This window comes from Neobacillus camarae, from assembly GCF_054950115.1.
The window spans coordinates 451,548-466,418 of record NZ_JBUCKX010000002.1 but is presented as its reverse complement, the minus strand read 5'-3'; the positions used below and the strand labels follow the sequence as shown (position 1 = coordinate 466,418).

General features: G+C 35.4%; 13 protein-coding genes, 1 pseudogene and 1 riboswitch. Of the genes and pseudogenes, 1 reads left to right on the top strand and 13 read right to left on the bottom strand.

Going from position 1 to position 14,871, the window contains the following annotated elements; genetic code table 11:
- Positions 1-17: 17 nt before the first annotated feature.
- Positions 18-512, bottom strand: coding sequence for an REP-associated tyrosine transposase (locus ACY8D0_RS09955; protein ID WP_462410358.1), 495 nt, complete (start codon positions 510-512; stop codon positions 18-20).
- Between the two features lies 1 nt (position 513).
- Positions 514-2,042: pseudogene (locus ACY8D0_RS09950) on the bottom strand (YifB family Mg chelatase-like AAA ATPase).
- Between the two features lie 662 nt (positions 2,043-2,704).
- Positions 2,705-2,790, top strand: a riboswitch (cyclic di-GMP riboswitch).
- 50 nt (positions 2,791-2,840) lie between these two features.
- Between ACY8D0_RS09950 and ACY8D0_RS09945 the strand changes: the two are divergent.
- Entirely contained in the window at positions 2,841-2,966 is a 126-nt protein-coding gene (locus ACY8D0_RS09945; RefSeq protein WP_462410357.1) for a DUF3789 domain-containing protein, read from the top strand.
- Positions 2,967-3,243: 277 nt separating this feature from the next.
- On the opposite strand, the gene ACY8D0_RS09940 is transcribed toward ACY8D0_RS09945, so the two are convergent.
- The 11 genes from ACY8D0_RS09940 to ACY8D0_RS09890 all read right to left on the bottom strand — a co-directional run bounded on the left by ACY8D0_RS09940 (position 3,244) and on the right by ACY8D0_RS09890 (position 14,871).
- A complete protein-coding gene (locus ACY8D0_RS09940) occupies positions 3,244-3,690 on the bottom strand; it encodes a VanZ family protein (RefSeq protein WP_462410356.1) in 447 nt (148 codons plus the stop codon).
- 211 nt (positions 3,691-3,901) lie between these two features.
- Positions 3,902-5,221 carry a UDP-glucose dehydrogenase family protein gene (locus tag ACY8D0_RS09935; RefSeq protein ID WP_462410355.1) on the bottom strand — a complete coding sequence of 440 codons (1,320 nt, stop codon included), beginning with the start codon at positions 5,219-5,221 and terminating at the stop codon, positions 3,902-3,904.
- Between the two features lie 261 nt (positions 5,222-5,482).
- Positions 5,483-6,868, bottom strand: a complete 1,386-nt coding sequence (locus ACY8D0_RS09930) for a sugar phosphate nucleotidyltransferase (protein WP_462410354.1) — start codon at positions 6,866-6,868, stop codon at positions 5,483-5,485.
- Between the two features lie 100 nt (positions 6,869-6,968).
- Complete coding sequence (galE, locus tag ACY8D0_RS09925; RefSeq protein ID WP_462410353.1) at positions 6,969-7,964, bottom strand: UDP-glucose 4-epimerase GalE; 996 nt, start codon at positions 7,962-7,964, stop codon at positions 6,969-6,971.
- Between the two features lie 429 nt (positions 7,965-8,393).
- Complete coding sequence (locus ACY8D0_RS09920) at positions 8,394-9,311, bottom strand: LicD family protein (RefSeq protein WP_462410352.1); 918 nt, start codon at positions 9,309-9,311, stop codon at positions 8,394-8,396.
- A gap of 97 nt (positions 9,312-9,408) precedes the next feature.
- Entirely contained in the window at positions 9,409-10,389 is a 981-nt protein-coding gene (locus ACY8D0_RS09915; RefSeq protein ID WP_462410351.1) for an MATE family efflux transporter, read from the bottom strand.
- A 37-nt stretch (positions 10,390-10,426) separates the two neighbouring features.
- The gene (locus tag ACY8D0_RS09910; RefSeq protein WP_462410350.1) at positions 10,427-10,774 is read right to left on the bottom strand and encodes a lipopolysaccharide biosynthesis protein; all 348 of its coding nucleotides are present in this window, start codon (positions 10,772-10,774) and stop codon (positions 10,427-10,429) included.
- A 146-nt stretch (positions 10,775-10,920) separates the two neighbouring features.
- Positions 10,921-12,105: an SDR family NAD(P)-dependent oxidoreductase gene (locus ACY8D0_RS09905; protein ID WP_462410349.1), complete on the bottom strand. Its 1,185-nt coding sequence runs from the start codon at positions 12,103-12,105 to the stop codon at positions 10,921-10,923.
- Between the two features lie 145 nt (positions 12,106-12,250).
- Complete coding sequence (locus tag ACY8D0_RS09900) at positions 12,251-12,871, bottom strand: hypothetical protein (protein WP_462410348.1); 621 nt, start codon at positions 12,869-12,871, stop codon at positions 12,251-12,253.
- Between the two features lie 34 nt (positions 12,872-12,905).
- The gene (locus tag ACY8D0_RS09895) at positions 12,906-13,520 is read right to left on the bottom strand and encodes a hypothetical protein (RefSeq protein ID WP_462410347.1); all 615 of its coding nucleotides are present in this window, start codon (positions 13,518-13,520) and stop codon (positions 12,906-12,908) included.
- 169 nt (positions 13,521-13,689) lie between these two features.
- Positions 13,690-14,871 (bottom strand): glycosyltransferase, encoded by a 1,182-nt coding sequence (locus tag ACY8D0_RS09890; RefSeq protein ID WP_462410346.1) that lies wholly within the window; start codon positions 14,869-14,871, stop codon positions 13,690-13,692.

Here is a 14,871-nt window from a genome sequence, read left to right as displayed (position 1 = left end):
TCATCTCTTCCGTACCTTCATAAAAACCAAGCAGGCTGTTCCTTATTCATAAAACTCGGAGGAATGATTCTGGAACTTTTGTATAGCGGGAAGCTGCTCCATGGATAGTATTCCGGCCTTCTGACCATTTTGGCTTCAACAGGATTCAAATGGATGTACCGGCTGACATCCAGCATCCCTTGTTTGTCTTCAATGACATGGTCATAGAACCGTTTCTCATAGACATGGCCCGTTAAGCGGTACTTCGTATTATAGTAATTGGCGTACCGTTTATTGACGAGTGACATCAATTTGGAGAGTGACACCTCCGAGCTACGGATTTGCAAGTGATAATGGTTGGTCATCAAGCAATAGGAGGCGATTTCGAATCGATAGTCCCGATGGAGTTGACTGAGGATATGGAGAAAGGCCTCAAAATCAGATGCGTTACGAAACAGCGGGTCACGACGATTGCCCCTGCAGACGATATGATAAAACCGATGGGGGATCCAGATACGCTTCTCACGTGACATATCAAGTTTCCCTCGCGACACTCTGTTGTTTTTGGTAGCTCCAGCGCCTTAGCGCCATTGCTTCCCAGATGGCTTGGTCGGAAATCTCTGCTTCCCCCGCCAAATCGGATATCGACCTGGCCAGCCTAAGGATTTTGATTTGCACCCGATTGCTCCAATTTTGCTTGGCTACCACATTTGTCAGCATGTTTTGCTGGTTACTCGATATTCGGCACGTCTCCAACAGAATCTCAACTGGCACCTTCGCATTGGTAACTTCTTGCTGATAACGCTCGTATTGGCGTTCACGAGCCAATTCCACCAATTTCTTGATTTCCTTGGAAGACTTGTTCCGAATGATGGATTGATTAAGGTTAACCGACTTTAAGGATAAAAGGATATCAATCCGGTCATACACTGGACCTGACAAACGATTTCGATAGGCTTGGATTTGTTTGGAGGAACACGTGCAATAGTGGCTGGCGGAGCCAAGGTATCCACAGGGGCATGGATTCATGGCACCGATCAGGATAAAGGAACAAGGATAGGTCACCGTGGAATGGGCCCGGCTGATCGTCACCTCGCCTGTCTCCAGCGGCTGCCGCAGCATATCCAGTGTCTTTTTGGGGAACTCTGCTATCTCATCTAAAAATAAAACTCCATGATGGGCCAAAGAAATCTCTCCCGGCCGAGGTGTGGATCCGCCGCCAATAATCGCAACAGATGATGCCGAATGATGGGGGTGACGATACGGGGTAGGATGGATTAATTTCTCACCCGCCAATTGGTATAAGCTCATAACTTCGAGCTGGGATTGATTGGTCAGCGAAGGCAGAATTGATGGAAAGGTTTCCGCCAGCAAACTCTTCCCACAGCCAGGCGGACCGCTCATTAACACATTATGCTCGCCAGCCGCAGCAATCATCAGAGCCCGCTTCGCCTGCTCATGACCGATTACATGGGCGAAATCCTTTAAAGGACGATGCGAAAACTGTGGTATAGGAGCCTCAGAGACCGCCGCTGGAATCAATGTCAAACTTTCCTGCCCCTCTAAATGCTGTACGACTTCTTCAATATGTTGGACCACCCGACAGTCTAGTCCTTGCAGCAGTTGGATGGGAATGGATGGGTCAAAAGGAAAATAAACCTTTTTGAGTCCGAGGCTTTTTGCCGCAGTCAATGCCGGCAGCATCCCTTCCGCTTTTACCACTGTCCCATCAAGAGACAGAGCGCCAATAAACGCCGTATCCAAAGGAATCTCGCCTTTAATAAAATTCAGCTCTTTTAAAGCGGCAATGGCAATCGCCAAATCAAACAACGGTCCATTTTTCTTCTGTTCCGCTGGCGAAAGATTCACCACCACCTTTTGGTCCGTCACGTCGGCATCAAACCGGCTCAGTGCCGCAATTACCCGCTCCCGTGACTCTTAACGGAGGCATCAGGCAACCCAACAATCACCATTGACTCCGTGCCAGGCGTAATCCTCACCTCCACCTGAACGCAGTAGCCTTCTAACCCTTTTAAGCCAATACTTGACACCTTCACAGTCATAAAACAACCTCCTGGAAAAGCCTCGTATTCTTAAATCTGTAACCTGCAAATAGCAATGGGAATTCTAATTAGTGAAGAGAGTGAGAAAAAATGATAGGAATCGTTAGAAAGGAGAAAATCAGTTGAGGAATACTATATACGGCAACCTAAGACTACACCCCCATTCTACCACTTCCCGTACAGCTAGCAACCATGCATTCTTCGACAAAATTCGCATTGTTCGGGTGGTGACAGGGTGGTGACAGGCACCGGAATTTTATAACCGTCTAATACCGGACAGGCAATCCGTCAACTTCCGGCCATTTTGGAATAGCAAATTTTTTATATTTTCCCTTTATATATAGAAGGAATCACAGTAATCGCCGTGGAATTATACCATGGTATAATTCCACGGCGATTACTGCATATTGAAAAATAACAAACTTTCATTCTACAAATCTCGACAAACTTCGGGCGGTGACAGGCACCGAAATATGTAGTTGTAACACCTTTCTTGCTGTAGCTAATCCTCCTTTACAAAAGCCATGATTAACAGACTGCTGGGCCTTTTGTTTCTTTACCGTTTATATTCTCCTGTTTTTTTGGTTTGCCCTTTGTTAATAGTTTATTTGCTATTTAGCATTAGCAAGATATGGTATAATATGATTGTAATAGACATAGTTCGTACGAAAGGGCAAAGCCGTTGAAAGATGGTGGCGCAAAACTATAGGGGCTACGGTTCTTGAAACTATGCCAGCCAGGTGCCGAATATGAAGCCTTCCTGCGAATTATGGGTTTAAAAAGTTCAGGAGGGGTACTATGTTATATTTTCTTGCAGGATTACTTGTCGGGTCCACTTTCATTGTTTTGATCATGAGTCTTATGATGGCAGCAAAAAATGGTGACCAGCAACTAGAAAAATTCTATAACCAGAATTTAAACTGATTTGTAGATCGACTCAATGTATACACATTAATGAAAACGGTTACAAATTATGGCGTAGCTAAAAGAATTGAAACCAACCTATATGGGAGTTGATTTCGATGGACGAGCAAGGGAATTTTCTAGTTGGGTTAGTATGGGGCACTTCTCTAAGTGTTCCATTGTGGTTAGCGTTTTTCGGCTGGTTGAGGATCATATTGCATTTTATCTTATAATTTATATACATAGAAAAGGCTCGGCTGCCACTCATTCGTGGCAGCCGAGTTTGAATAAGTACCGGTTAACGAGTCCTTGCCTTTATTCGTCTATTTACCAAATAGGTTATCGTCAAGAAAATAAAGGCACCAAATGAATCGATTAAAACATCCCTAAAAGAAGAGACTCTTCCTGGCATAAACGATTGATGGTATTCATCCGTCATCGCGTAAAAGAAGGTAATTAGCCATGCCAAGAAATAAGAGAATCGTTTTACACCCAGTGACTTAAACAATAAAAATGCAAGAAATCCGAACACTAGAAAATGGGTTGATTTTCTCATCATTAGGTTTAAAATACCAACCTCCTGATTGTCTGCACTTGGTGTACTGATTGCCTTATGTTCCGTTTCCACTATCTTGTGGATTGCTTTAGAGGTGTTTTCCCCTGTAAAATAGGGCAGCTGCGTAAAGCAAAAGATACATATCATCCATACAATCGCCCCTTTAGCCCACTTCTTCTGCTTCGTCACTACACTTCCCCCTTGTTGCCAAACAGGGAATCTAATCCCCCATCATCATATTATAAACAGCCAACAGGCCTTCATACAGGGAGACCTACGTTTATCTGGGCTGTTAAAAAAAGAATTTCATTATCTATGTAATGTATAAAGTTGTAATTCAAAAAGAGGAAGGACTTAAATCTCCTCCCTCTCATCATTTCTTCCAAGGCTCACTAAAGTATTATACCAGTGAAACCTCTAATGTATTTACTGTTTCTCTACCAATGGAATCATAAACAATTTTAGCTTTCTTCGCACTTGTTAAATCATAGCAATTACGACCATCAAGAATGATAGGGTTCTTCATTAACTTGCTATATTGTGATAGATCAAAGTCTTTGACCTCATCCCACTCCGTAAAGATAAAGCAGACATCAGCATCTTTAATTGTCTCTTCAATAGTTGGGCAATAAGTAATCTCGTTAGGGTATTTCTTCTCAAAGTTATCCACGCCTACAGGATCCCATGCTCTAACATTAGCGCCATCCTCCAGCATAATAGGGATATTAACTAAAGATGGTGCCTCTCTTAAATCATCCGTACCGGGTTTGAACGTTAAACCAAGAACGGCTATATTCAATCCTTTTAAACTATCAAAATACTTACGAGACTTCTTAATTAATTTGAGTTTTTGGTTTTCGTTTACATCAATTGCAGCCTTAATTGTTTTCAACTCATAATCATGGAAGTTAGCCAGCCAGTGTAAAGCCTTTGTATCCTTCGGGAAACAAGATCCACCATAACCAATTCCTGAATTTAAGAATCTATTCCCGATACGGCTGTCATACCCCATTCCAAGCGCAACATCATCAATGTCCGCACCAATGATTTCACAAAGGTTAGCAATTTCATTAATAAAAGAAATCTTAAGGGCTAGAAAATCATTAGATGCGTATTTAATCATTTCGGCACTTTTGCGATTCGTTACGACAATAGGTGCCTCAAAATCTTTGTATACTTCCCGCAGTACTTCTCCAGCTTCCTGATTTTCTACTCCAATAACAATTCTAGATGCGTGCAAGGTATCCCGTACAGCTGTACCCTGTGACAAAAACTCGGGATTGGAAGCAACTGATACCTTAACGTTATGAGCAAGGTTGTTTTTAATCAAGTCCTCCACTTTATCGTTTGTTCCAATCGGTACAGTTGATTTCACAACCACTACACAGTCTTTCTCAATGCTTTGGGCAATTTGTTCCGCAACTGCATACACATACGATAAATTAGCAGAACCATCATGCTTTTCAGGGGTTCCAACTCCAATAAAAATTACATCAGCATCTTTATATGCTTCCTTATAATTAGTGGTGAAGGTCAGTTTATTCATATTTTTTACCATTAGTTCATCTAAACCTGGTTCATAAATAGGGGAAACACCAGAGTTCATCAAGGAAACTTTCTTCTTATCTATATCAACACAAGAAACAGAATGCCCTTTTTCAGCTAAACACACACCTGTTACTAAGCCGACGTAACCAGTTCCAGCTACAGCAATTTTCAATTTAAATTCCACCTTTACTAGAGTAAGTAAAAAAATCCAGATGGGTTCAATTCACATTTTAGAATACAAATTAAATCAAACAAAAAAATAACAAATATTATTAATAACCTAACTTTAGCAGAGTTATATAATAGCTACGAAACTTCCACATTTCTGAACAAGGATTTCTATACAATTGATTCAATGTACTTGGAAGTTTTAAATCATTGGTTCCAGGATAGATTAATATAAAAAGGGAAAGAACTTAGTCCCTCCCTTATTTTATAAGATCACTTTTGCTTTTGACTTATTAAAATGATTAATGACATCATCCCATTCAAAGTAAAGGCGAGTGAAATCTTCCTCACTAATCCCCATTCCCGTTTGGACCTCAATAAATTCTAACTCCGAAAGTCCTTTAATGCCGTGTTTTTTTCCTGCTGGAAGATGAATAATGTCCCCTGCTTTCACACGAGTAATATAATCATCTAGGGCTAATTCACCTTCTCCACGGACAATCGTCCAAACTTCATCCCGTAAATTGTGGTAATGATAGCTGGAATTTTTTCCTTCATGGATGCATATTCGTTTTGTAACCATTTCGTTTCCGTCATCATATTGGGTATAATCCAGTACTCGGGACCAGCCCCAAATTCGCTCTTCATACATTGGGGGCTGGTTGAAACCACCAATTAAATCTTTAATTTTCGGGCTTGAAGCCTTATCGGCAACCAGAATCCCATCAGGACTAGCTGCTACTACAATGTCTTTTGTTCCAATGACAGTTACTGGGATATCGAGTTCATTAATTAAATGTGTATTAACGGAATCTTCACTAAGGACACCCTTACCTAGTTGTAAAGTAGCCATTTCTTCAGTTAATGTATTCCACGTTCCAAGGTCTTTCCAATAACCATCGTAAGGTAGCGCAACAATATGTTTAGCTTTCTCTACTACCTCATAATCAAAGCTAATCTTTGGAAGAGTTTTATATTCCAATTCAAGTCTATCATAATTAATTGGGAATCCCTTTTCCTCTAATATATTTATAATATAATTTAATCTAAATGCAAACACCCCACAATTCCATAGAGCACTCTTTTCTATAAGAGATTGTGCCATTTCTTCACTTGGCTTTTCTGTAAAGTGATTAACTGTAAAATAGTTATCTTCCTGAACGGCACCTTTAGGAACTATGTAGCCGTATTTAGAGGAAGGATATGTCGGTCTAACTCCAACTAAAGCCAAATCAGCTTGTGAATTTAGTAGCACATTCTCAAGTTCCTTTACCTTCTCAAAAAATCCAACCTCCACATAGGGGTCAACCGGTAAAACAACAATCACTTCATCTTCAGATAGCTCTTGAACAGAATATAAAAAAGAGGCTGCTAAAGCAATAGCCGGAAAAGTATCACGTCTTTCCGGTTCAATGATAAGAGGAACATCCAATCCCAACTGACTATTAATCATGTCTCTTTGCATTTTAGATGTAGCAATAACAGATGAATCAGCAAGACCCACTGTTTTTAACTGCGCCCATACACGCTGAACCATGGATTGCTTTTCATCATTACCTTCTAATACTCTTAAAAACTGTTTCGATCTTGTATCGTTTGATAAAGGCCATAACCGCTTACCAGATCCACCTGAAAGCAATACAAGCTTCATATTATCCCTCCACAAAAAAACAGGCCATATCGACCCGTTCGTAACTGTTAATTTAAATAATATTTACGTGACAAGTACTAGGATACATTTTATCTTTAATTTATTCTTTATAGTTCTTTTCAAACAGCCAAGCATCCCGACACATGGTCAAAATATCCCGCTTGGCTTCCCAACCTAGCTCTTTTTGTGCTTTTGAGACATCGGCATAACATTTAGCAATATCTCCGAGCCTACGGTTTACAATTTCATATAGAATTTCAATTCCATTAGCTTCTTCGAAAGCTTTCACTAACTCTAGTACACTAGTCCCCTGGCCAGTACCTAAGTTATAAATGTGGACTCCTTCAGTAAGGTTATCCAGTGCCGCTACATGACCTTCAGCTAAATCCATCACATGAATATAATCGCGAACTCCAGTGCCATCTACTGTCGGGTAATCACTTCCAAAGATTCTTAACTTTTCTAGTTCCCCTTTAGCTACTTTGGTTAGATAAGGCATAAGATTGTTAGGTATTCCATTAGGTGCTTCACCAATCAGTCCACTCTCATGTGCCCCCACAGGATTGAAATATCTCAGAATGGATACAGAAAAACCAGTATCTGCCCTAGCTAAATCTGTTAAAATTCGTTCACAAACTGCTTTTGTTTCACCATATGGATTTGTAGTTTGCAAAAGATTCATGGTCTCTACAAATGGTACTGAATTATTTCCATACACCGTTGCAGAAGAGCTAAAAACAAATTTATTCACTCCATATTTTTGACAGACCCTGGCAAGTACGATAGTACTAACAATGTTATTATAATAATAACTTAAAGGCCTTTTAACTGACTCACCAACAGCCTTTAAGCCTGCAAAATGAATAACACTCTCGATATCATACTTTGAGAATATTGCTTCTACAGCACCTTCATCCGTTACATCGATTTCATGAAAAGATAAATCCTTATCAGCTATTTGTCTAACTTTGTCTATAGTACTAGCTTTACTGTTGCAAAGATTATCTACAACAATAACGGAATACCCTGCCTCTAGCAAAGCAACACAAGTATGCGAACCTATAAATCCTGCTCCTCCAGTAACAAGAATATTCATTACTACCCTCCTAATTTATAGTCTTCTATAACTTATAATAATCTATAATTGGAACATTTCACTTGTAATGGCAGAAATTAAAACTAAAAAAAACGAGGGGTTCTCCCTTCGAAAACTGCTAATGCCATACATTTTCCAAGCCACTAAAACAGCATTTTATACTATCAATCATACGTTCAAAATACTCTTATATAATCTCCAAAGCGTCCCTTTAAAAATGTTTATTAACATGTCCTTAACCTTCACATAGGAACCCCCACATGCTAATATTTTTTTATCCGCATTGTTATCAACACGTCCATAAATATATATTTTACTAAATGAAAAGAGCTTAATGAATCCTAAACAATTAAAAAATCTTACGTAAACTTACATAATATTTTTCGCCTTTAGAAGAAGGATACCAATCTTAATTATAAGATCACTACTTTACGCACCAAAGTATTCTTTTAAATCCTTGCCATAATATTCTTTGTACGGTTTATCTGGATCATAAAAAACCAAATTTTTATGATGTATTCCCCTTTCTTCAACGGGAGGTAAAACCATATAGTCCCCAAAATGAATTCTGAGACATCTATCATTATTACACGGTATACTTACATTTGTATATTCAAATGGCACTTCCGCAGTATTAGTTACATCTTCAATTGGGTATTTATGAATACCCCTTTTTGCAAAGTAGGGTAATGAAGGAGTATCCACACATTTCGTATTTGAAAAAGAATATTTTTTACTTAGGTTTTGAAATTGACTATATAAATTCTCAATCTTCCACAATCTTAATATACTTTGAAGAAATTTATAAACAACCTTTTTATACCATCTCTTTGGAACATTATTATCAGAAGCAATCTTAAGCAAAAGATACATCCTTTCCATTGCCCTCAAATGTTTTTTTCTTTCTAACTCGTCGTCGGGGGTCCCATCAAATGGGTAGATTTCAATAAATATACCACCATTTATTTGTTTTCTATCATCATCTCTTATTATCCCTGTAGTTTCTGAATTTCTAATCCTTAAGATTCCACCACAAAAATATCCCTTATCTGTTAAAGGGGTTTGTAAAAAATATGGCTCTTTTAGTTCTTTTGTTGCAACACTGACAAACTTATCATAGTCTTTTCTTAACATTCCTATGTCTAGGTCATCATCCCATGGAATAAAACCACCATGTCGTACAGCACCTATTGCTGCCCCCCCTATAAGAAAATAGCTTAGATTATATTTTTCACATATATTTTTAAAGACTTCTAGTGTATCTAGTTCAACTTTCCAAAGTTTTTTTCTTTTTTCATCTACCCAATATTCATCTCTATATTCAGAATTTATAAAGTTGCTATCCATAATTACCCCCATTTCTCAGAACTATTCTCTTTTAGATTTTTGAAAAATTGTATGAATGATTCTCTTTTATAAATTAATACAATAGCAACTAACAATATCAAACCATACCTCCCAGTAAAAAGTATTTATATGAAAGACTTAATAATATTGTTATTCCAACCATTAAAAGTGTTAATATAATGACTGCCCTAGGAGAGAATATTATGTATCCTTCTCTCTTTTTCACAATATACTGGGAATACGCATAATGTGTAAATGTAAAAATAATATAACAGAAAAGCGTTGTATAACCTGCAGCTACATAGCCAAACAACTTAATAAAAAAGTAATTTAATACAACATTAAGAACTGCTCCAAAACCTGAAACATACATGGTAAATTTATTTGCTTCATAATAATATTCCACATTACTAAATAATCCATACATTAATATAAAGAAAGTACTAGCTGCAACTGGTGGAATTACATATACTGCTTCATAGTATTCCGAACTAGCGAGAACTTTCACAACTTCTGGTGCAAATGCTATAAATAATGCAATAGGTATCATGATAACAACCATTATCTGATTAAAATACTCTCCAATTGTTTTAAAGTCTTTTTGTTCTAATTTCCTATATTGCCATGGAGTAATTGCGTTATTTATACTTGTAGTAACCATAGTCATCGTAAGTCCAATATTATAAGCAACACCATATATTCCGGCCTTATCTAATCCAGACATTTTTTGTATCATTATTCTATCAGATGATGATAAGATATAAGCAGATATATAGTGAGGAATGAGTGGGATATTAAATAATATAGCGAATTTTACATATTTCCATACAATAAAATAATTTGCCTTTCGTATATTATTTATATAAATAATTAACCCGAAAATTAAAGTAACCAATATACTCGAAAGAATACGTGCCGTTCCTTTTTCCTCTGAAATTAATACTGCAATAACACCAAATACTGAATTTATCAATAGAATAATGATCGTAACTAGCACTACTGATTTATATCTAAAGTCATATCTCTGTCTAATTGTCCATAAACTGATTGCGGGACTAGAAACTAATTCTAAAAACATGCATAGGGTAACAAATGTTGACAGGCCTGTTATATTATTAAACTAAGTTCCTTAAAGGTAAATATATAACAAATAATATTAATGTTAAAATTGTAGTTATTGACTGCATTGAAGCAGTATAATCATCTTTTCCATTTCTATATTTGGACATACCCTTATTAAATACAGCATAATCTAGCCTAAAACTTGTAAATATCGCAAAAATGTTTAACCAAGATATATAGATAGTAAACTCTCCAAATTGGTCAGTTGTAAGTAACCTGGTAAAAATTGGCGTTGTAATAACAGAAAAACATTTTTGTAATATGCTGCAAAACAGAAACCACATTGCTGCCTTCATTGGTAAAGGCATTGAATTATATTTAACAAATACTTTTGTAAGCAAAATAATGTCTCCTATCACTAATAGTGGTTTCAACAACCCCTTTTTCAGTATTTATTATATCTTTCCCTTCTATAGAAGATTTGCGAACCTGAACTTTTAATTTTTTGCTATTATTTACTTTTGTTGGACTAATTATTTTTATGTCCTTAACTTGCCGCCCTTAATTGCGTACTACTGGTTTTTTTTGTATATGGAAAATAGACAATCTCAACATCTTTGTCTTTAAAGAACTTTTCGTATCTATTAAAACGTTCTGAACCTTTATAATCACTCCCTACAAATAGATAATGGTAATGAAAATCATACCATGCGTCACAATCTTCTGGATAGGATACAATTACTTCATCTACATACTGAATATTTTCCACAATCTCCATTCTTTCTTCTAACGGTATATATGTTTCTTTTCCTTTCCATGTACCACTTTCATGAACACCCACAATAAGGTAATCACAATATTGCTTTGCATTTCGTAACAAATTTAAATGCCCTATATGAAATAAGTCAAATGTACCACTTAGGTATCCTATTTTGTATGCTGGCCTTTTATTAATCCGTTCATTCTTTACTTTATATTCATAACTATCAATACCAAACTGAATTGGGCTAGTATTGTAACGCCTGATTACATCTTTATAAACATTTTCATAATCTGGAATAAATTTTATCTCTCGATTAAATAACTTATCTAATATCGTATCGGTCAAGTTATCTAGCAAACTTAGATTATTAGTCCCCCCATGAAACTTTGTTCCTTTTAAGAATCCTGGTGAAACATCTAATATCCTATTCGAGGAACCACTTACAGATAGTTCTATATTAACACTTTCTATGAATTTTGCTAAAGCAGCTTTGGTAGCGCCATAAACGGAATACATCGGAGATGATAGATAACCTGCGATAGAAACCATTACACAAGTATAAAACTGCTGCCCAGAATTTATTTGATTATAAAAGTGTTTGATTAAGCGTATGGCAGATAGCTCATTCACCATTACCATATTTATTATCTCAGCATCAGTAAGTTCCTCAAAGCTAGATACTCTTCCAAATCCTATTGTAATTATTAAAGTGTTAATATTATCAAGTTTATACAAAAAGTCAAAATCTTTATTTACAAAATTGAATTGATAAAAATCCGTTTTATTTTTAAATTCCTCTTTTAAATCATCAGATATATCTGAAAGTTTGGGTGCACTTTTCCCAACAATAATGACTTTATCATATCCTTGCCTTAATAATTTGCATACTAAAGCTAGACCAATACCACTACCTCCACCTACAACAAGTGCATTTCCCTTACTCTTCAACTCTTTTTTATCCTCACTCATATGTTTTAATCCCCTCAATATTTTACTAATAGAATATTTTTTGGTTTATAACAATCCTTAATTCTTCGCTATTTTAAGTATATTCATGTACTCCTAAGGGGCCATTACTACTTTAAGAGATCCTACAATAAAAATAAGATATTCATTAAGTACTTTCTTTCATTAAATTTTTATAGGAATACAAATGAACCCATATTGGAATGATTATTAGCACAGGATAAAATTCCCGAGATTGTGCTAAAGCAGTATTAAAATACAAAATTACAAAAAGAATTTTAACAGATGATTTAATATTCGATTTAATAATTGGAATAAAAATCCATATTAAAATAATAATAAAAGGAAGTATTCCTAAAGCAGCCCCAGTTTGCATTATTTGTGCTGCAAGATAACCTGTAACCTTAACATTTAGTAATTCATGTACTGAATCATAACCTATCCCAAAAGGATAAGTTAACATTGTTCTAATACATAGCAAGATTGTCCCCATTCTTGCCTCACCGGTTGTAGCACTTAAATCAAAGCCTCCAGAAGTGTTAAAAACCTTAAAAATAATTGCAGAATATAATAAGCTATTTTCACCACGCACAGAATAATCTATAAAGAGAGTAACAGCACAAGCAATAACAAAAAACATTAATTGACTATATAAACCTTTTTGTTTTTTTCTTTTAAAAGTCAAATAAAATAATAGCAAAACTGCTAATCCCATATAACCAGTAGTTGACTGGGTTGTTATTATTGTTATTATCAAAACAGTCAACATTTTAATTTTCTTTTTATTATTCATAGTTAATTTATTATCGAAAAATAATAGGATAAAAAATAGCAGAATTTAGTATCATTTGATAAATTCCAGGTTCTGTAAATATTCCACAATTACGTGTTAAATGATTTTCATTCAAGACAAAAAGGAAAAGTCCATGTGCATGGTAATGGTATAAAACAAAATCCGTAGATGATTTCCAATCTTTCCATGCTGATACGATTTCGTAATTAAATGGAGATAATTCAAATAGCTGCGGGAATAAAATACCTAATAGGAATCCTACTAAGCTAATAAAAGCCATTAAGGATACTAAATTAACGTATCTATATAAGAACTGTTTTACATTTATTTTAATTGCATGATATGCAACTAATATCATTGAGGCCCAGGTAAACCAAGTTGTAACGCCAACACCACCTAATGTATATAATCTAACTACTAAACAAGTAATTAATAAAAACAGAAGGAATCCCCAAATATGTTTGCTCCATTTATTGCTAAATAAAGTCAAAACCAAAAAGAATATTACAATAATATAATTATAATCATTCAAAAAATTGTGATATAAAGAGGATTGATTAACAATAAGCATTAAATAAATCAATGCATACTGAAGCCATTTATTTCTTTGTATATTAATTTTCATTTTAATTTCTCCCAGCAATGCTGTTAGTTATGTGTAGCTTAATACTATTTTTTATTAAGTAATTTTATAGCTACATTTAAACAACTATCTCGTTTAGTAATTATACAAATAATTAATTTCACGCAAGATAAGTTTCATAAATACACTGAATTGAAATAAAGGAGACACATTAATTAATACTCTTCAAAAAATTACCGATTAATATTAACCAGTTCTTATAGTCAAATCTTTCTACTGCCGTTTTCCGTGCAGATAAAGATAATTCAACATATTCTTCCGTTGATAAAGAAAGTACCCTTCGAATAGCACTAATACAATCATCTACACTACTACCATTAAAAATAATGCTATCAAAACCATCTTTTAAATAATATTTAGTATAATCACCAACCCGACTTACTACAGGCACTACACCATGTGTCATAGCTTCTGGAACTTTGCTTGGAAAGTTAGCCAATGTCATTTGATTTTCTTCACGAGCAAGCAACAAAAAATTCATTCTTTGATATAACTTTATTAGTTCATCATATTCTAGCCAATCATGTAATATAATTACATCGTCTAAAAGAGCATTTATTCTTTTATCACTGATTTGTTCAATTATATCTCTCCCTACACTAGTAATATGAAACTCTAAACTTTCTAATTCTTTTTTACTAAGATTAGAGATAGCTTCTAACATTTCCTCCAATGAGTCCTTTATACCGCCATTTGCTGAATAAATAATTTTAATTTTGTTATTAATACTTCTTCCTAAAAATGGATATTCGCTAGTATCTGCCATAATTGGAAGACACATTACCTTACAATGTGCATTCTCATACTTTTTTGCTATATATTTACTAATAGGAAACATAAAATCGAGTTTCGGGAAAATACTACTATAAGTATATTCATAACGCCAGTATCGCCAGTTTAATTTGCCCTTTTTAAATTTATCAGATGAAAAATACTCTGTAACACAGGCACCTGCTTTTGCACCTGACCTTTGAGCCAACTTAAGTACCGGCAAAATATCTAAGCCATTAAATGTATACGAAATCAAGATATCTCCTTTTTGTACACCCAATTTCTCTAATCTATTAACAAAGTAAGTTCCTAAGCGAAAGTTAAAATCAAAGAAGTGACGGAACCTATTTTCTGGTAGTCGGATGTACTCAACACGTATTCCTTTAAATGAAATGCCTTCAGCCTGTGCCTTGGATCGTGCGGGAATCAATACAACAGGCTCATAACCAATAGCCATCATAGCTAGTGCCAAGTATTGTATATAATTGGATGTTGCTCCTTTTCTCGGGAAGTCGAAGTAGCCATAAATATATGCTTTATTCTTAGTTCTCTGTTTTACCAA